An 18,133-nucleotide genomic window follows, 5' to 3' on the forward strand; every position below is an offset into this window, starting at 1 on the left:
CCATGAAAACAATTGATTTACACAGCCACTTTTTACCCAAAAGTTGGCCTGACTTAGCACAGCGTTTCGGTACCCCCGATTGGCCGTCTATGCGTCATACCGAAGCCGGTAAAGCCATGATTATGGTCGGCGATAAAGAGTTTAGACCTGTCTATGAAGCCTGCTGGAACCCGGCGGTGCGTATAGAGGAAATGGATAAGCACAGCATAGACATACAGGTGATGTCGGCCACGCCTGTGCTGTTTGCCTACGAGCGCCCCGGCCATCAGGCTGCCGACTGCGCCAAAATGTTTAACGATGCTGCTTTAGATATTTGTGACCATAACCCCCAGCGTTTAAAAGCTTTGTGCCAGGTGCCACTGCAAGACATAGATGCCGCCTGTGCCGAAGTAACACGCTGTATGGATAATGGCCACCTAGGTGTACAAATTGGCAACCACGTAGGTTTAAAAAATCTTGATGACGAAGGCATACTCACTTTTTTACAGCACTGCGCCAGTGTTGATGCCGCCGTATTGGTACACCCCTGGGATATGATGGCGAAAGAGCGCATGCCTAAATACATGCTGCCCTGGTTGGTATCTATGCCTGCGGAAACGCAGTTGTCTATTTTATCGCTGATTATGTCGGGTGCTTTTGAACGCTTGCCTAAAAGCCTGCGTATTTGCTTTGCCCACGGCGGCGGCAGTTTTGCCTTTTTACTGGGGCGGGTGGATAACGCTTGGAAACACCGCGACATAGTGCGTGAAGATTGCCCTAACTTGCCGTCTAGTTATGTGGATAGATTCTACGTGGACTCAGCGGTGTTTAACGATGATGCGCTGGCATTGCTGGTAAAAGTGATGGGTGAACAGCGAGTGATTTTAGGCTCTGATTATCCATTTCCCTTAGGCGAGCAGGCCATAGGGTCACTAGTGAGAGAACATCCAAGCTTAAGTGGCGATGCCAAGCAAAATATTTTAAGTAACAACGCGCAACAATTTTTAAAACTGTAATTCACATACAGGTATAGGTTTATGAATATAAAAAGAAAGTGTTTAGCTGCCGCAGTGATTTTATACTCTGGCATCATGAGTGCTTGTGCAGAGCCACATAAGCAGGGTGAATATCATATTACCGACCCGCATGTGCAAGCGCAGGTTAATTTATCGGAAGATAAAACTCCGCCAGATCCAGACCCCGCCAGCTATGGCTTAGATAAAAACGGCAAGTTTATCCACCCGGTGGCCACCCGCGACTCACACGATCGCAAACCCTTTAAAGGTATTTTGGATTACTGGGATAGCAATCAATATATTAAAAATATGAAACTAGAGGCGTTTTACCCCATTACTGTAGAGCCTTTTCATACCTGGCAAAATATTGTTGATTTCGATGGTCGTCGTTATTTGTATCAGTATGTGCGTCAGGATTTAAAAATATTTGATATTACTAATCCCAAAGACTTAAAACTACTATTAACCAAGGGTAATACTTGGGGTATAGATGGCCCCGGTGAGTCGGTAAACCCTTTTCCAGAGGGTGAAATGTTTGGTGCCGCCACGATACAGTGGAATGAAAAACTAGGCAAAAACATTATGGTGCAAGCCTATGAGGTGCGCCGCTTTGGTTTATTAAAAAACAAATACCAAAAGCCTGAACAAGTTAAAAAGCTGCGTGACTCCAAGCACTTAAAAGGTTTTAAAGTGTATGCCATGAACGGCCCCATGCCTGAAGATTGGGAGTTGCTAGCCGAGCGCACCACTGACTACAAACACCCCGATGCGCCCATAGGCAAGCAGCAGGGTTCCGGTGTGCGTGATTTGCCGGTGTACTTTGGCGGTGACACTATGTTTGTTGCGGCAGCTCCAGAGGATAGCCACTCGCTAACTGAATACCCTAACGATTTGTATTCGGCGGGCTATCAATCTTGGGATATGTCTGATCCGGCTAATCCTAAATTTTTACAGCAGTTAAATATGCCTGGGCAAATTGCAGGTAACCCCGCCGATGAGGCTGCCTATAAAGCCAACCCACGCGCTGGTAATCGCACCTCTTGGATGGGGGCGCGTATGTCGCTGTTTATCCCTAAACCGGTTGAAGAGGGCGGCAAGTATGGTTATGCCGCTATGGGTGGCTTAGGTTTTTATGTGGTAGACATTAGCAACCCGGCTGAGATGAAAGTTGTTAGCCACTTAGAATTTGAACCTAATGTGGCCGGGGTGGAAGGTGACTTTGTGGATGTGTCACAGGTTGAGAAAACTGGCATAGTTTACTACAGCGGCTACCCGCTAAATGAAGATTGTTGGGAACCGTACAAAGACGTCTTTATGATAGATGTTAATAATCCAGCTGCGCCAAAAGTTGTGGGTGTGTTGCCTAGGCCTACTCCCCCTGCCGATGCCGCCTTTACTGATTTTTGCCAGCGTCGCGGCAGCTTCGGCCCTAAACGCACCGGTTACTATACGCAACCGGGAGAGCCTAAAGACGGTATATTGCCGTTCAACTTTTACAATGCAGGCCTACAAGTGTTTGATGTTAGCGATGTAAAAAATCCTGAGATAGTTGCTTATTTTGTACCTGGCTTTAACACTGAAACCGTTGCGGAGTATGCACGTGGCAACTTATCCCACGGTGTATATGTAGAGTACGATAGAAATCTGTTTTGGTTGTTTACCAACCACGGTATCTACCTGCTTTCCAGCCCGGTATTAGGCGAGCCTAATTTTGGCAAGCCAAAAGAGCCCTGGCCTAAGCGTTAAATCATTAGGTGCTAATTATTAAAAACCCGGCCACTAAGCCGGGTTTTTTTATGGCTGCGATTTTTGTTGTTATGCTGACGCATGTTGGTATATATAGCTGCCAGTTTTTTGGATGCCGGGTCTAGCCCGGCATGACTGTGAGAGCGAGTCTGAGTGTGTTGGAGTCGCCATAGCGGTACTGAAGACTTCAACTCGCTATCGTCATACCGGCGTATGCCGGTATCCATAGCTGTTTGTTTATTGGATGCCGGGTCTGGCTCGGTATGACTGTGAGTGTGACTGTGTTGGAGTCGCCATAGCGGTACTGAAGACTTCAACTCCTATCGTCATACCGGCGTATGCCGGTATCCATAGCTGTTTGTTTATTGGATGCTGTGTCTAGCCCAGTATGATTGCGAGTGTGACTGTGTTGGAGTCGCCATAGCGGTACTGAAGACTTCAACTCCTATCGTCATACCGGCGTATGCCGGTATCCATAGCTGTTTGTTTATTGGATGCTGTGTCTAGCCCAGTATGATTGCGAGTGTGACTGTGTTGGAGTCGCCATAGCGGTACTGAAGACTTCAACTCCTATCGTCATACCGGCGTATGTTGGTATCTATAGTTGTTTGTTTATTGGATGCTGTGTCTAGCCCAGTATGACTGTGAGTGCGAGTGTGACTGTGTTGGAGTCGCCATAGCGGTACTGAAGACTTCAACTCCTATCGTCATACCGGCGCATGCCGGTATCTATGATTCAGTTTTCTGGATGCCGGGTCAAGCCTGGCATGACTGGGTGCGATTTTGTTCTTGTCGAAACGCTATTCTCAATGGCCCTAAACCATTAACACGCTCTCGTCATACCGGCCCCCGAGCCGGTATCTACGCTGCCTGTTTATTGGATGCCGGGTCTAGCCCGGCACGACTGTGAGTGCGAGTGTGACTGTGTTGGAGTCGCCATAGCGGCACTGATGACTTCAACTCCTATCGTCATACCGGCGTATGTCGGTATCTATAGTTGTTTGTTTATTGGATGCCGGGTCAAGCCCGGCAAGACTGGGTGCGATTTTGTTCTTGTCGAAACGCTATTCTCAATGGCCCTAAACTATTAACACGCTCTCGTCATACCGGCCCCCGAGCCGGTATCCACACTTTCCTGTTTATTGGATGTGGCTGGTAGCATTGCTTCTTGCGCACTAAGCGGGGTGATGTTTGAGCTGTTTAACGAAAAAATTGTGTTCAACTATCTACTACTTTTTAAACGATAATAAAAAAGGCAGCTAATCAATTAGCTGCCTTTTGTTTTTTCTTAACTTAAAACCTAAAACTTAAAAGTTGTAGTTAAAGGTTACACCATAAGTACGTGGTGGGTGGTAGACGTTAAACACGGTGTCATCCCAAGCGGCATAAATGGTGGTTGACGCTACATTGAGTTCGTCGGTTAGGTTTTTACCCCATAGTTTTACCGACCAGCTATCATCACTGCTAGTGAGTTTTAAGCTGGCGTCTATGCTGTACTCGCTATCGACTTGGGTGAGTGGGTTGTTGCTGTTGTCGAAGAAGTATTCATCTTGGTAGCGGTAGTCTATGCGGAAGTTGGCGGTGTTATCGCCTACTTGCCAGTCATAGCTGGTTGCCAGGTTAAAGCTGTGCTCAGGTGAACGACGCATGTCGTTGCCTTTGAGGTTTTCGTCATCAACAAGTAGGTCGTCGGTAAATTTAGCATCTAAGTAACCGTAGCTGCCCATGATGCTAAATTGCTCGGTGACTAATACGGTAAATTCTAGTTCGGCCCCTTTGGCTTCACCGCTGCCATTGAGTACTTGTAGGTTGTCGGGGGTGTTTTCACCGGTAGAAACCCATACTTGGTTTTGTATGTCTTCGTAGTCGGTTAAGAATATTGCGCCGTTTACTTGTATGCGGTTATCTAACCACTGAGTTTTAAAACCAAATTCGTGATTGACCGCTGTTTCTGGCTCAAAAGGAGTGATGGCTTCGATTTCTTTTTCCATACCTTCGCCATTATAACCGCCAGCCTTATAGCCTTTGGCGTAGGCAAAGTATAAAAATACATCGTCAGTGGCTTGGTAATCAACGGTTAAGCTAGGGGTCCATTCATCCCATGAGTCTTTGGTTTTAAAGTTGTAGCTGGCTACGCGGTTGCCGTTGATGTCTTCATGTAGGTTGTCCCAGTTATCAAAGCGGCGGCCAGAGGCGCTGCCGCTAAAGTCTTTTTCGTCTTCGCTCCAACGTAAGCCGGTGGTAACCGATAACTTATCGCTAAGGTCGTAAGTGATTTGGCCAAATATCGCCACGCTGTCGGTGGTGTTGTCGGTGGTGTTACTAACATTACCGGCAGTAGTGCCCCACTGGGTATCAAACCAATAGTCTACAGATTCTAAGCGCGCTATATCTTCGCGCATAAAAAAGGCACCGGCCTGCCAATGAATCTTATCGCCGGTATTACTGGCAAATCTAAACTCTTGTGAGAATTGGTGAGAGTTTTCATCTTTTAGCGATAACCATTGGTCATCGGGCTGTAGCATGGCTAACTCTTCGGGGCTGGCAACCGTGTTATTGGCTGGGTCACCCCAGGGGTCAAATACCTGGCTGTCGTCCACCAAACCAGCGGCGGCATTTTCATAAATACTGTAATCATTTTGGCGATAAGCAGTAATAGAGGTGAAAGTGCCGGCATCGGTATTCCAGTCGGCACGTAGGCTTAGGCCTTCGGTGCGTGATTTTTCAAAACCATCAACGCTGCTAAAGTCTTCGCGTTCATCATCGCTAATAAAGGCTTGGTTGCGGCCTTCGCTGTAGGCTATGTGTTTAACCCGTGGCTTGCCATTAGAGTGCGAACCGTCGGCGCTGAGTACTATTTCTAAATCGGCATTGGGTTGTACTAACACTTGGCCACGCAGTGAATAGCGTTCGGCATCGTCTACGTCGTTGCCGGTGTGGCGGTTTTTACCATAGCCATCACGTACTAAGGTGGTACCGGCTACTTTTGCCGCTACATTGTCGCTTAGTGGCGTATTGTAATAGGCCTTGGTTTCAAATAAGTCGTAATCACCTAGGGTGACTTCTACGCTGCCTTCACTGCCTTCTAGTGAGGGTTTTTTGGTAATAAAGTTAACCGCACCGCCCACTACGTTTTTACCATAGAGGGTGCCTTGTGGGCCGCGCAAAACTTCTACTCGCTCTAGGTCGAATAAGTCACCGGTGGCACCGGTGCCACGGGAAATATAAACCCCGTCTATGTATATACCTATGGCGGCGGCAGCACCGGCGCTTTCTATATCGCTACCTATGCCGCGCATAAACAGTTCGGGTTCGGCGGCGTTATAGGCGTTCATTTGAAAGCCGGGTACGCGACCAGCAATATCATCTAGGCCTGCGATGTTGGCGTCTTTCATTAAGCTTTCGCTAAAGGCAGATACGGCAACGGGGGTGGATTGTAAGCTTTCGCTTTTGTGCCTGGCAGTTACTACCACTTCTTCTAAAGCGAGTTTTTTTTGCTCGGCGACAACAGGATTAATGTGGGTAGCAGCTAAAGCCGCTATGGTTGCAGCCAAATAATTTAGGCGTGCTTTGGGTTGATGGTGCTTAGTCATTGTGGGTTCCTCACCTGCATAAATCAGTTTGTTGTTATTGGTTTTGTATTGGGCGCCGGTTGAACATTTTCCGATCACGTAATACAACAGTACCCCAGGCTTGTATATAGTAAAAACAACTTTTTAAGCCTTAGGTATAATAAAAAAGTTATGTTTGGGCGTGCTAAGGGTTGGCTGCTGGGGTAATACGCAGTCCAACATAGGGTTGTCCGCGCCACTGGTCCAATAGCAGTTGCAGTTGCTCACCACTGGCTAATTGCCAGTGGCTGCGGAGTTGTTGCTGGCAGTTGCTAACGGGCTCGGCAGGCTGCTGGGCTTGACCGTAGTGCTGCGTGAGCATGGCCAGCGCTGCCCTAAAGGCCTGTGCGCACAAGCTGTTGTTGTCGCTTAGGCTACGGTAGTACAGCTGCTCTACCAATTGTTGCTGAGGCGGTTCGCCCCTGAATAAATACTCTAAATGATAAGCTTGGCCTGCGAGTTGGCTTTGGTAGCTGAGGCTGTAGGCCTTTTCTTCTAACAGTACTTGTTGTTCTTGCTGTTTGATAGTGGCCATGGTGGCGCCCCAGTTAAAGGGGCCTAGTAATTCAGCATGGCTGCTAGCGCTTAGCCACAGGCCGCTGCTCAACGCTAAGGTGAGGAAAATTTTTAGGGGCATGGTGACCTCGTTGTTATTGTTGCTGGCTGTTAATTATTGATTTTTTAAACTTTGTAACAGTGCCGCTGGCGTCGTGGGGCCATAGCTTAGGCTTTCGGTTTGGCGTTGCACGAACTGCCAGTATTGTAATTTCCACTCAAAACCTACCGCCAAGCCGCGGGCCTTGCCGACTTTTTCCATCTCGGCTTCTTTGCTGGCATCAAAGGGCGGGTAGAGCACCACAAAGTCCCAGTCGTCACCGCGCACATTGCGATACCACTGAGGTTGCTCCAGGCCTATGGTTTTATAAACCTCATCCCAGGCGGCCATCCACTCCATAAAGGCCTGCTGCTTGCCCGGCACAATTTTGTATATGCCTATGGTTTTCATGTCGGCAGAGCTGGTGATGGGTGAGAGCAAAAAGATGATGGCAAGTAGTATAGGTTTGCAGAGGCTGTTGGGTTTTTTCATGGCGGCTAATCCGTTTTTATTTTGTGATGCTGGCTTTGGGGCGGTATCTGGCAATGTTAGTTTTGCCTACATTGTTATGATTTTTGCTGCTGCGTTTTTGGGCGAAGGGGACAGAGCTAAAGATCTGTCCCCGCAAACCTTCGGTTTGCGCTTAGCCCGACATTTTTTTCATATCCAAAGCCAAGTCTTCTATCATATCCTCTTGCCCGCCTACGGTGCGGCGTTTGCCTAGTTCTACTAATATATCCCTAGCGCTAACGCCGTATTTTTTGGCGGCGCGTTTGGCGAATAATAAAAACGAGGAATACACACCGGCGTAGCCCAGGGTGAGTGAGTCGCGGTCTACGCGCACCAGTTCATCCATCATGGGTACGATGATGTCTTCGGCTATGTCCATGGTTTTAAACAGGTCTACCCCGGTGGCTATGCCTTTGCGCTCTAGCACGGCCAGTAATACTTCCAGTGGCGTGTTGCCAGCACCGGCACCCAAGCCTGCTACCGAACCGTCTATGCGGGTGGCGCCGGCTTCTATGGCGGCCACGCTGTTGGCTACGCCCATGGCCAGGTTGTGGTGGCCATGAAAGCCGATTTCGGTTTCGGGTTTTAACACTTGCTTGGCCAGGCTGACGCGTTCGCTGACATCTTCGGGCAGCATATAGCCAGCAGAGTCGGTGATATAAACGCAGTTGGCGCCGTAGGATTCCATTAGCTGCAATTGCTCAACTAATTGTTGCGCTGGAATCATATGGGCCATCATTAAAAACCCCACCGTATCCAGGCCCATTTTTTGGCCCATGTTGATATGTTGCTCTGAAACATCTGCCTCGCTGCAGTGGGTGGCGACGCGTATGGTGTCTATGCCACAGTCTGCTGCCATCCTAAGATGATCTATCGTGCCGATCCCCGGCAATAATAAAGCAGACACTTTTGTGTTTTTGACAGCTCCACATACAGCGCGCAGATATTCTTCGTCACTCGCGGCGGGAAAACCGTAGTTTACCGAGCGGCCACCCAGGCCGTCACCGTGAGCGACTTCTATCATGGGCATGCCCGCATCGTCCATGGCCTTGGCCACGGTGACCATTTCGGCCACGCTAATTTGGTGGCGCTTGGGGTGCATGCCGTCCCTTAAACACATGTCGTGCAAGGTGATTTTTTGATCAGTGTTGGTTGTGTTGGTCATTATTGAGCCTCCTGAGTGGCGCAGGGAGTAAAGCGCCCGGCTAGTATTTCTTGTGCGTAGCACTCGGCGGTGCGCAGGCCAGCGGCGGTCATAATGTCTAGGTTGCCAGCGTAGTTGGGTAAGAAATCTCCCAGGCCTTCGACTTCTAAAAAGATGGAGACGCGCTTGCCGTCAAATACCGGGCCGTTTTTTAAGGTGTAACCGGGCACGTATTGCTGCACTTGTTTAATCATGGCGTTAACAGAGGCGGTAATGGCAGCCTGGTCGGGCTCATCTACGGTGAGGCAGTGTATGGTGTCGCGCATAATCAAGGGTGGCTCGGCGGGGTTGATAATAATAATGGCCTTGCCTTCGGCGGCCCCACCTATGCTTTCTATCGCGGCAGCGGTGGTGCGGGTAAATTCGTCTATGTTTTTACGGGTGCCGGGGCCTGCCGACTTGGATGAAACCGTGGCGACTATTTCGCCGTAGCTTACTGGCTGTACTTGGCTTACGGCGGCAATCATAGGGATGGTGGCCTGACCGCCGCAAGTGACCATGTTGACGTTCATGGCCTGCGCGGCAACCGCATCGGCCAGATTGACGGGCGGTATGCAGTAGGGGCCTATGGCTGCGGGGGTGAGGTCTATCATCACCGCGCCTTGCTCGTTAACCTTGCGCGAATTTTCGGCGTGTACATAGGCCGAGGTGGCATCAAAACAAATCTGTACGCCATCTGCTTTCATGCTACCCAGCATGCCGTCTACGCCATCGGCAGTGGTTTTTAGGCCCAGCTCTTTAGCGCGGGCTAGCCCTGGTGAGGCGGGGTCTACGCCTATCATCCAAACCGGTTCTAGAATGTCGGAACGCATGGCTTTAATTAATAGGTCGGTGCCTATATTACCCGGCCCAATAATGGCGACTTTTATTTTTTGGCTCATCTGGCAGTACTCTGGTGTTGAAACTCACTGGCTATGCTCCCCGTGGCGGCCTGCTAAATTGGGCAGGGCGATCATCGCCTAGAGGTGCGTGTTAGTGGATTTACTATAAGTGGCTAAGCTATTCATGAATAATATAATTTTAAGCAGTCGCTATAACTAAAAGCTTATAGAGTAGCGGTGTCGAAGCTATATATTTAAAGTTATTTCAACCTGCTTAAATTGTATAAGCTTTGTATAGCTGGATTGATATACTCGCTTTCATTGAGTGCTGGGGTACCATTACTGCAGGTTTAGGTATAAGCACTTTGAATCAAATTTTTATATTGAGTACAGCTATGAACCATTACACCCGTAACGACTGCGAACAATTAGACCAGCAAGACCCGCTGGCAGCTATGCGCGATGCTTTTGCCATACCCGAAGGCATGATTTATTTGGACGGTAATTCTTTGGGTGTGCGCCCTAAGGCCGCCAAAGAGCGCGCTCTACAAGTAATAGAACAGGAGTGGGGTACAGACCTGATTAAGAGCTGGAATACCGCAGGTTGGTTTGAGCTGCCTTATAAACTGGGTGACAAGGTGGCGCAGATTATTGGTGCCGATGCGGGTGAGGTGGTGGTGACCGACTCTACCGGTATCAACCTTTATAAGGTATTAGCCGCGGCGCTGACGCTGACGGAGCGCAAGGTTATTGTGATGAATGGCAGTAACTTCCCCACCGATAATTATATGGCGCAGGGTTTGTTGCAGCAGTTGGGCAGTGACTATGAAATACGTTTTGCTGAACACGATAATATTATGCAAGCCATAGATGAAGATGTGGCTGTAGTGTGTTTAACCCATGTGCATTATAAAACCGGTGAAGTGTTTGATATGGCGGCGGTTACCGCCAAGGCCGAGCAGTGTGGTGCCATTAGCATTTGGGATTTATGCCACAGTGCTGGCGCTATGGATGTGCAGCTCAATGCCTGCAATGCAGATTTTGCGGTGGGTTGTACTTATAAGTATTTGAATGGCGGCCCCGGCAGCCCTGGATTTATTTTTGCTGCTAAGCGCCATCACGGTAAAGCTTTACAGCCCTTAACGGGTTGGTGGGGGCACGCTGCGCCTTTTGCTTTTGAACGCGACTATCGCCCAGCAGAAAACATAGGGCAGATGCTTAGCGGTACCCAGCCTATTTTAAGCCTGGCGGTTACCGAGGTGGGTTTGGATATTTTTTTACAGGTCGACATTAAACAAATACGTGAAAAGTCACAAAAATTGACTCAGCTATTTATTGATTTAATGGAGCAGCGCTGTGGCCAATATGGTTTTACTTTGGTGAGCCCGCGTGATGCCAGCATACGGGGTAGCCAAGTCTCGTTTAACCACGAGCATGGCTACCCGGTGATGCAGGCCATGATTAGCCGCGATGTGGTGGGTGATTTTAGAGCGCCAAAAAATGTGCGCTTTGGTTTTACCCCTTTGTACATTAGCTATGTGGATGTGTGGGATGCGGTGGATCGCATCGTCGATATTATGGAAACTAATTTATGGCAGCAGCCTGAGTTTAATCAACGCGGTGCAGTGACCTAGTTTAAGCGTCAGCATTAGACCAATAATAAATTTTATAGAGAGTAGGCTTAAACATGTCCAACAATAATCAACAGCAGTGGTCGTCCCGTTGGGGTTTTATGCTCGCCGCTATGGGGTCGGCGGTGGGCTTGGCCAATATTTGGCGCTTCCCTTACGCCGCCGGTGAGAGTGGCGGCGGTGCTTTTGTGTTGGTGTACTTGGGCGCGGTGTTGACCGTAGCCTTACCCTTATTAATTGCCGAGCTATTAGTGGGCCGCCGTGGCCAAGCCAGCCCGCCTAATGCTATTGCGGCAGTTGCCCAAGAGGCTGGCGGCAGCCGCTTGTGGAAAAAAATGGGCTATGGCGGCAGTATTGCGGCGATATTAATTTTGGCTTTTTACTGTGTGGTGGGCGGCTGGACCTTAACCTATATTTTAAAAATGGCCAGCGGCAGTATGAGTGGCATGTCGGGGCTGGAGTTAGGCCAGGCCTTTGATGAGGTTAATGCCAATCCATGGTTAATGTTGTTAGCGTTCTCGGCATTTTTAGGTATTACCGTTTTTATTTCATCTAAGGGTATACAGGGCGGTGTGGAGCGCACAGTCAAGTTACTAATGCCTACCTTGTTAATAATGCTGGTAGCTATGGTGCTTTACTCGGCGATCACCGGTGAGTTTATTAAAGCGCTGAGCTTTTTGTTTAACCCGGACTTTTCTCGCATTACCCCTGCGATAGTATTAGATGCTTTTGGCCAGGCGTTCTTTTCGGTAAGTGTGGGCTATACCAATTTAATGGCCTATGGCGCGTATTTGAAAAAGGATATCAATATCCCCAGTTCTTGTGCAGTGATAGTGGGGGCCGATACTTTGGTGGCGCTATTAGCTGGCTTGGCTATCTTCCCGATTATTTTCTCCTATGGTTTAGAGCCTGACGGTGGCCCCGGCCTAGTGTTTATGACTTTGCCTATAGTGTTTGGCTCGGTGAGTGGCGGGGCAATTTTAGGGGCTTTGTTTTTCTTACTACTAAGTTTTGCGGCGCTGACTTCATCACTGAGTATGTTAGAAGCACCCGTGGCCTGGTTTAGCGATTTATGGCAGTGGTCGCGCAAAAAATCTGTGTATATTGCAGGTGCTTTGGTGTGGTCTTTAGGTTTGCTATGTGTGTTTTCCTTTAACTTATTGGCCGATGTACATCCCTTGGGTATGTTTACTTACTTTGAAGGCAAAACCTTTTTTGATCTTTATGATTTTGTGACAACTAGAATTGCTGCGCCAGTCATAGGCACAGGTATCGCTATTTTTGTAGGCTGGGTGATGACCAAAAAAATGACCGCGCAAGAGTTGTCGTCCAGCGAAACTCAGTTGGGTTATAAGTTGTGGTTGTATTCAGTACGCTTTTTGGTGCCGGTGGTGCTGTCATTGCTATGCTACAGCATGCTGACTAACTAGGTGTTAGCGCTTATGTAGCTCTCTATTTTATATCCATGTGATCCATGGTCTCCCCTTGCCGGCTTTTTTAAGCCGGTATTTTTTAAACTCTATTTCTATTTTGTTGAGGTGTGCAATGCCGCTACGGTTGCCTGCAGTGAGATTCTTTTTGCCTGTTGTTTTGTCGTTGATCGCTTATGGCCTAGTTGGCCATGTGTGGGCCGCTGAAAGTAACGGTGATGTAGTGGTATATGAGCAGGCATTTTTTAGCAAATACAATGCGGTTAATGCTGAGGATGTATTGCGTCGTATACCTGGCGTAGAAAAGTTACTGGATGCCGAGCAGGAGGAAAAGCGCGGTATAGGTTCTGGTGGCGATCAAATTTTAATTAATGGCAAGCGTATTGCGGGTAAGGCTAATGAGTTGTCAGCCGCCTTGAATCGTATACCCGTTGAACGTCTTAGCAGGGTGGAGTTGATACGCTCTACCGATGCCTCCTTGGGGGTGCGCTCAGATGGCTTGCTGGTTAATGTAATAACGAGTGAAACTGTGGCTGAGGGAGTGGGATCATGGCGGCTGGCAAATTATTTTTATGATGATGGCCACAGCAATCCTGCGGCAGAACTTTCTTACAGCAATGAGTTGGGAGGCATGCAGTATTTTATTGGCGCTGAATTGGAATCGGTTTATAGCGCCGATTATATAGATGAAAACTTTTTCCATAGTCAGTCTGAATTAAATGAGCAGCGCCGTAATAAATCGGCCTTTGATATGGAGAAGTATCAATTATCGGCTAATGTGATTTATGGTTTCGATGGTGGTGATGAGTTGCGTGTTAATGCATTATTGGCCAGCCAAAAAGATTATTTGCGGGAGCTTAGCCGACGCAAAGTAGTTAATGCTTTGGGGGATCAGGTCGAGGCTTACAGCGAGTTACTTGAGTCACCTGATAGTAGTGATCAGTGGGAGCTGGGGCTGGATTACTCGCATGCCTTGTCAAAACAGTTAAGCCTAAAAAACATCGCTATTTACAGTTACCTGCATGAGCAAACACAACAGCAGCAATATCGTTTGGATAATAGCGGCAAGGTGATAAATAGCAGCGATAGTGCGGATGTAATAGATACCGAAGCTATAATCAGAAGCTCGTTGTTGTGGCAGGCTTATAGGCTACATAGCATAGAGCTGGGGGTGGAGTTAGCTGAAAATATCCTGGACACAGATTTTGATTTGTTACTTGCTAATAATGCGGGGCAATTAACTCCTGTTGATGTGGGTAATGCCCAATCTTTGGTGACGGAGTTTAGGCAGGAATTTTTTATTACTCATTTTTGGTCACCCAGTTCAGTATGGAGTATAGAAAGTGGTTTTAACTATGAACGCAGCCGCATAGAGCAAGAGGCGGGCAGTTATGAAAACCGCAGGGATTTTAATTATGTAAAGCCACGCTTTGATGTGCGCTACAGCCTCAGCTCGGCTGAGCAATTGCGGCTGCAGTTGGAGCGCAGTGTTAGCCAGCTAGAGTTTAGTGATTTTGTACCTTCCTATGATACCGAGTTAGATAGGCTGGATTTTGGTAACCCCGAGCTGCAACCGGAAATCGCCTGGGAGTTAGACCTTAGCTACGAGTACCAACTGCCCAATGATAACGGCACGGTAGAGGCGAAAGTCTTTTATAACGACATAGACGAACATATCAGCACCGTAGCCGTGCGCGAGGGGCGCTCGGCGGTGGGCAATATAGGTGAGGCCAAGCTATATGGTGCCAAGCTCTCTGGCAGTGTGCGCCTGGCTTGGTTGGGCTTGCCCGAGGCGATTGTAAGTGCAGAGTATACGGCTAAACATAGTGAAACCACTGATCCCTTTAGTGGCCAGCAGCGTGCGATTAATGAAAAGCCCGATTACGATTGGCGTGTGGGTTTTAGGCACGACATGATAAGTACGGCGTTATCCTATGGCGCCGAGTTAATCGGCACCGGCCCAGTGGAGCTGCAGGATATAGATGTATTACAGCGCCAGTCCAGCCTGCTGAATATGAATGCTTTTGTGGAGTATCAATTAGCTAAAGGCCTGGTGTTGCGTCTGGAAGGCAATGGCTTATTAGAGAATCAATCGAGTAGGCAGCGCCAGCGTGGGCTAGTGGCTGAGCAGTTAATCACACGCACAGAGCGCGCTGATTTGTACAGCACGCGGGAGTGGCAGTTAAGTTTAACGGGGCGCTTTTAAAGGCGCGCTTAATCTAAATTAACCAGATGCAATATAGAGGTGCGCAGCTCGTTTTCTAAACCTTCTGTATCGGGGTGGTGCGGTTTGCCATAGCCTATTTGGTTGGTCATGCCGTCCATTAGCGCGGTAATAATGCGGGCCAGGTGGCGAGCGCGATGCATGGACATATTGCTGTCGCAGCTAAGTAGCAGCTTAGCCAGTGCTGTAATATAGAAATCGTAAAACCTTTCCATGATTTCAGCGACTTCATCGTCATGTTGCGCCAAGGCCCATACCGTAAACCAAATATTACAGGTGGATTTTATTTTGATGTCGTTGAGTAGAAAGTCTACGGCGGCTAATATTTTGGCTGACTTGCTGCTGCCGTGTTGGGTGACGGCTTCGTAGGTGTTGGCGTATTTGTCTATCTCGGGAGTGAGCACTTCCCACAGTAATTCTTTTTTGGTGGCGTAGTAGTACTGAATATTGCCGGGCTGTATGCCTATGTTTTTGGCGATGCGGCGCAGCACAAAATTTTCGTAGCCTTCGTCCACTAAAATACGTCGCGCTTCATCAATAATGGCCTGGCGGGTCTTTTCGCCTTTTTTTCTGGCGGCGGGGCGGGTGGCTTTTTCTTTGCTGCTCTGTTTGCCGCTTGTTTTAGTGGCAGCTTTGCCGCTCTTCTTGTCAGCCGTGGTGCTGGTCACGTTATATCCTCAAATAAAAAGGCCGGTAGATAAGGGGCTTATCATACCGGCCTAAGGCAGGATTATCTAATCATGTAGGTTTTTCGTATGGTCTCATGTACCCGGCAGGTGCCTTTCCAGTCTTTGGGGAAGAAGGCGGCAGTGTTGGGGGTGATTTCTATCACCTCGCCAGACTCGTGTACGTAGGTGGCGCGACCTTCCATAAAGTGGCAGAACTCGTCGCTGGTTACATGGCAGTTCCAGTAGCCGGGGGTGCATATCCACACGCCGGTTTCTGATTCGCCGTTAGGGCCTTTGTGTAGTAATACGCCAGTTACTTTAGAGACGCCTTCTATCATGGTGGGTACAGTGCCCCAATCCTTCACATCGGTGACTTCGTTAGGCTTATGTAATACAGATGCAGATGTTGTCATGGTTTACTTCCTTAATGGCTAATAATTATGCGGTGAGCATATAGAGGTTGCGTATGGTCTTTTTGACGACGCAGGTGCCGGTCCAGCCGGCGTTAAAGTGTATGCAGGTACCGGCGCGTACTTCTATCACTTCGCCGTCGGTAGAGGTGTAGGTGGCCTCACCTTGAATAAAGTGGCAAAACTCGTCGCGGGGTATGCTTAGTGGCCAGGTGCCGGGGGTGCATTCCCAAAAGCCTGATTCGGGTTTGTTATCGGGGCCTTTGTATAACAGTATGCCGCGGGATTTTGATTGCCCTTCTATGCAATCGGGCTGGTCGCCCCAGTCGGTGAGTTGCTCGCTGGCGATTTGGTCTACGTTGTAAATCACTTTGCAGTGTTCGCCTTGGGCGCTAATAGCTTCGCTCATTATGTTGTTACTCTGTTTGGTGTTGGTAGTAACGGCCTGTGCCGGTATTTATAATTAGTTTGTGGATTGCGGCTAACACACTGCCGCAATGACGGTACTGTTGGGTAAATAGTGCACTTTTTGTTGTCATGTCTGCATCCATTTGGCTGTGTGGATTGTGGCTAAGCCACTGCCGTAATGACAGCTTTGCACTATTTGTGCGTTAGCGATTTAGTATTTCGTTAATCACTTGCGCTGCTTTTTCACCGCCTTGTGCTTTTTGCATATGTTCTTTTAGTGGTGGTAGCTTGGCTTGTATGCTTTGGTTGGTCAGGCAGTCGTCGATAGCTTTGGCTAATTGCTGCTCGGTCCAGTCGTAGCGTGGCAGTTTGCGGCCATAGCCAGTGTCTTCTATGCGGGTGGCGTTATCGTGGCCGTCCCAGCAGTAGGGCATGATGATGGCGGGCTTGCCGAAATATAGCGCCTCGTTAAAGCTGTTGTTGCCACCGTGGTGGATAAATAAATCAGCGTGAGGTACCACAGCAGGCTGCGGATACCAGCCTTGCAGGTGTACGTTGGCGGGTTTGTTATAAGGGCTTAAGTCCTCGCCCACTTTCATTAAGAAGCGGTAGGGCATATTGGCAAAGGCTGCCAGCATGCGTTGGTATAGCTCTACATCGGAGTCGCCCAGCGAGCCAAAGGCTACATAAATAAGCGGCTTATCTTGGTACTCGGCGGGGAAGCTAGGCACTTCATAAACGCCCTCATCTCTTACGCAGCCTTCTAAATAGGTGAATTGATCTTCTGATAGCGGGGTTTCGCGCTTAAAAGCTAAAGGCTTGGGGTAAAGCAAAAAGTTCATGGTGGGGGAGACTTCAAAAAACTCGCCCATGGGGTAGGGGGCTTCACCTTGTTGTTTTAAAAACGCATTAAACCGGTTGTGTGAGGCGGCCACGCAGCGCTCAAATTCTGCCTCAAAGGCCTTGTAGCCCTCGTAATCGCCCTGCGAGCAGCCTGATAAATGCGGCGGCACCATGGGGTCGGTGACTTCATTTTCGGAGCAAGAAATAATTCTTACCCATGGGCAGCCGGCCTTTTTAATAGCAGGGAACAAAATAACATTGTCTACACAGATAAGGTCGGGTTTGATTTTAGCCAGCTGCATTTGTAAATCGGGCTCGGCGCATATGGCGGAGTCGACGATGGCATCCCATACCGGCGCTACATAGGCTTCGACTTGTTTAAGTGGGGAGTATTTAAAATGAGGTAGATGTTGGGCGATAAAATTATCCCAGTATTTGGCTACGTCTTCGTCACTCATATCACCCGACATATTCACTGGGTACTCTTCAAAGCCGTATTCGGCAAATACGCCGCTAAAGCCCTTGTCGCAAATAAAAACCGGGTTATGTCCCATTTTGCGTAACTCTTGGGCTATGCCTACACAGTTTAGGGCTGGGCCAAAGGCGGCCTCGGGGAAAAAGGCAATAGTTTTACCGCTGCTCATGGTGCTCTCCAGTGCTTCTTATCTAGTTCGTTATTATAAATAGGGGGTGGCCTTTAGGCTATTCCCTGCTTGTAATAGTGGGGTTATATGTAATTTCTAGTTCAATATACTATTTAGTTAAGTTGTTTGTCTACATTGTTGTTACTGGTTGTTTGTCTGTGTGTTTGTGAGCTAAGCCACTGTTTTTGGGTGTTTTTTGCGGTTTTTGTTGTTGTTTTGGTGGTTTTTATTCTGATTCGATATAAGGGTTTCTGTTTTTTAGATGTAATTAATCCTTGAATGCGGGAAAGTAGATGGGTAGTATTTAGTTCGTTGTAATAATTATTTCAATAAACTATCAGTCGCTTGGTTATCTGAGTAAGTAAGTTGCAGTGCAGCGCTGTAACAACCACC

At 48.4% G+C, this 18,133-nt stretch carries 15 protein-coding genes; 5 read left to right on the forward strand and 10 right to left on the reverse strand.

Going from position 1 to position 18,133, the window contains the following annotated elements:
• The first annotated feature begins 2 nt into the window (after nt 1-2).
• Together NO559_RS08530 and NO559_RS08535 are read left to right on the forward strand one after the other, a co-directional pair.
• Entirely contained in the window at nt 3-995 is a 993-nt protein-coding gene (locus NO559_RS08530; RefSeq protein WP_258331392.1) for an amidohydrolase family protein, read from the forward strand.
• A 21-nt stretch (nt 996-1,016) separates the two neighbouring features.
• Entirely contained in the window at nt 1,017-2,741 is a 1,725-nt protein-coding gene (locus NO559_RS08535) for an LVIVD repeat-containing protein (protein WP_258331393.1), read from the forward strand.
• 1,307 nt (nt 2,742-4,048) lie between these two features.
• On the opposite strand, the gene NO559_RS08540 is transcribed toward NO559_RS08535, so the two are convergent.
• The 5 genes from NO559_RS08540 to NO559_RS08560 form a co-directional block, all read right to left on the reverse strand.
• Nucleotides 4,049-6,334 carry a TonB-dependent receptor gene (locus NO559_RS08540; RefSeq protein ID WP_258331394.1) on the reverse strand — a complete coding sequence of 762 codons (2,286 nt, stop codon included), beginning with the start codon at nt 6,332-6,334 and terminating at the stop codon, nt 4,049-4,051.
• Between the two features lie 163 nt (nt 6,335-6,497).
• Nucleotides 6,498-6,989 (reverse strand): hypothetical protein, encoded by a 492-nt coding sequence (locus NO559_RS08545; RefSeq protein ID WP_258331395.1) that lies wholly within the window; start codon nt 6,987-6,989, stop codon nt 6,498-6,500.
• 33 nt (nt 6,990-7,022) lie between these two features.
• On the reverse strand, nt 7,023-7,439 hold the full coding sequence (locus NO559_RS08550; protein WP_258331396.1) for a hypothetical protein: 417 nt from the start codon (nt 7,437-7,439) through the stop codon (nt 7,023-7,025).
• Nucleotides 7,440-7,590: 151 nt separating this feature from the next.
• Nucleotides 7,591-8,622, reverse strand: a complete 1,032-nt coding sequence (gene dmpG / locus NO559_RS08555; RefSeq protein WP_258331397.1) for a 4-hydroxy-2-oxovalerate aldolase — start codon at nt 8,620-8,622, stop codon at nt 7,591-7,593.
• A complete protein-coding gene (locus NO559_RS08560; protein ID WP_258331398.1) occupies nt 8,622-9,542 on the reverse strand; it encodes an acetaldehyde dehydrogenase (acetylating) in 921 nt (306 codons plus the stop codon). The genes dmpG and NO559_RS08560 overlap by 1 nt, the downstream gene beginning before the upstream one ends.
• 335 nt (nt 9,543-9,877) lie before the next feature.
• On the opposite strand from NO559_RS08560, the gene kynU reads away from it, so the two are divergent.
• The 3 genes from kynU to NO559_RS08575 all read left to right on the forward strand — a co-directional run bounded on the left by kynU (nt 9,878) and on the right by NO559_RS08575 (nt 14,749).
• Nucleotides 9,878-11,116 (forward strand): kynureninase, encoded by a 1,239-nt coding sequence (gene kynU, locus NO559_RS08565; RefSeq protein ID WP_258331399.1) that lies wholly within the window; start codon nt 9,878-9,880, stop codon nt 11,114-11,116.
• Nucleotides 11,117-11,169: 53 nt separating this feature from the next.
• Entirely contained in the window at nt 11,170-12,543 is a 1,374-nt protein-coding gene (locus NO559_RS08570) for a sodium-dependent transporter (RefSeq protein ID WP_258331400.1), read from the forward strand.
• A gap of 148 nt (nt 12,544-12,691) precedes the next feature.
• Nucleotides 12,692-14,749: a TonB-dependent siderophore receptor gene (locus tag NO559_RS08575; RefSeq protein WP_258331401.1), complete on the forward strand. Its 2,058-nt coding sequence runs from the start codon at nt 12,692-12,694 to the stop codon at nt 14,747-14,749.
• 8 nt (nt 14,750-14,757) lie between these two features.
• On the opposite strand, the gene NO559_RS08580 is transcribed toward NO559_RS08575, so the two are convergent.
• The 5 genes from NO559_RS08580 to NO559_RS08600 form a co-directional block, all read right to left on the reverse strand.
• Entirely contained in the window at nt 14,758-15,435 is a 678-nt protein-coding gene (locus tag NO559_RS08580) for a TetR/AcrR family transcriptional regulator (protein ID WP_258331402.1), read from the reverse strand.
• A 62-nt stretch (nt 15,436-15,497) separates the two neighbouring features.
• Entirely contained in the window at nt 15,498-15,848 is a 351-nt protein-coding gene (locus NO559_RS08585; protein WP_258331403.1) for a cupin domain-containing protein, read from the reverse strand.
• Nucleotides 15,849-15,873: 25 nt separating this feature from the next.
• Nucleotides 15,874-16,254, reverse strand: coding sequence for a cupin domain-containing protein (locus NO559_RS08590; protein WP_258331404.1), 381 nt, complete (start codon nt 16,252-16,254; stop codon nt 15,874-15,876).
• Nucleotides 16,255-16,261: 7 nt separating this feature from the next.
• The gene (locus tag NO559_RS08595) at nt 16,262-16,384 is read right to left on the reverse strand and encodes a hypothetical protein (RefSeq protein WP_258331405.1); all 123 of its coding nucleotides are present in this window, start codon (nt 16,382-16,384) and stop codon (nt 16,262-16,264) included.
• A 72-nt stretch (nt 16,385-16,456) separates the two neighbouring features.
• Nucleotides 16,457-17,740 carry a glycosyltransferase gene (locus NO559_RS08600; protein WP_258331406.1) on the reverse strand — a complete coding sequence of 428 codons (1,284 nt, stop codon included), beginning with the start codon at nt 17,738-17,740 and terminating at the stop codon, nt 16,457-16,459.
• Nucleotides 17,741-18,133 lie beyond the last annotated feature (393 nt).

Origin of the sequence: Dasania sp. GY-MA-18, from assembly GCF_024734385.1 — a bacterium.
Taxonomy (GTDB): Bacteria; Pseudomonadota; Gammaproteobacteria; order Pseudomonadales; family Dasaniaceae; genus Dasania; species Dasania phycosphaerae.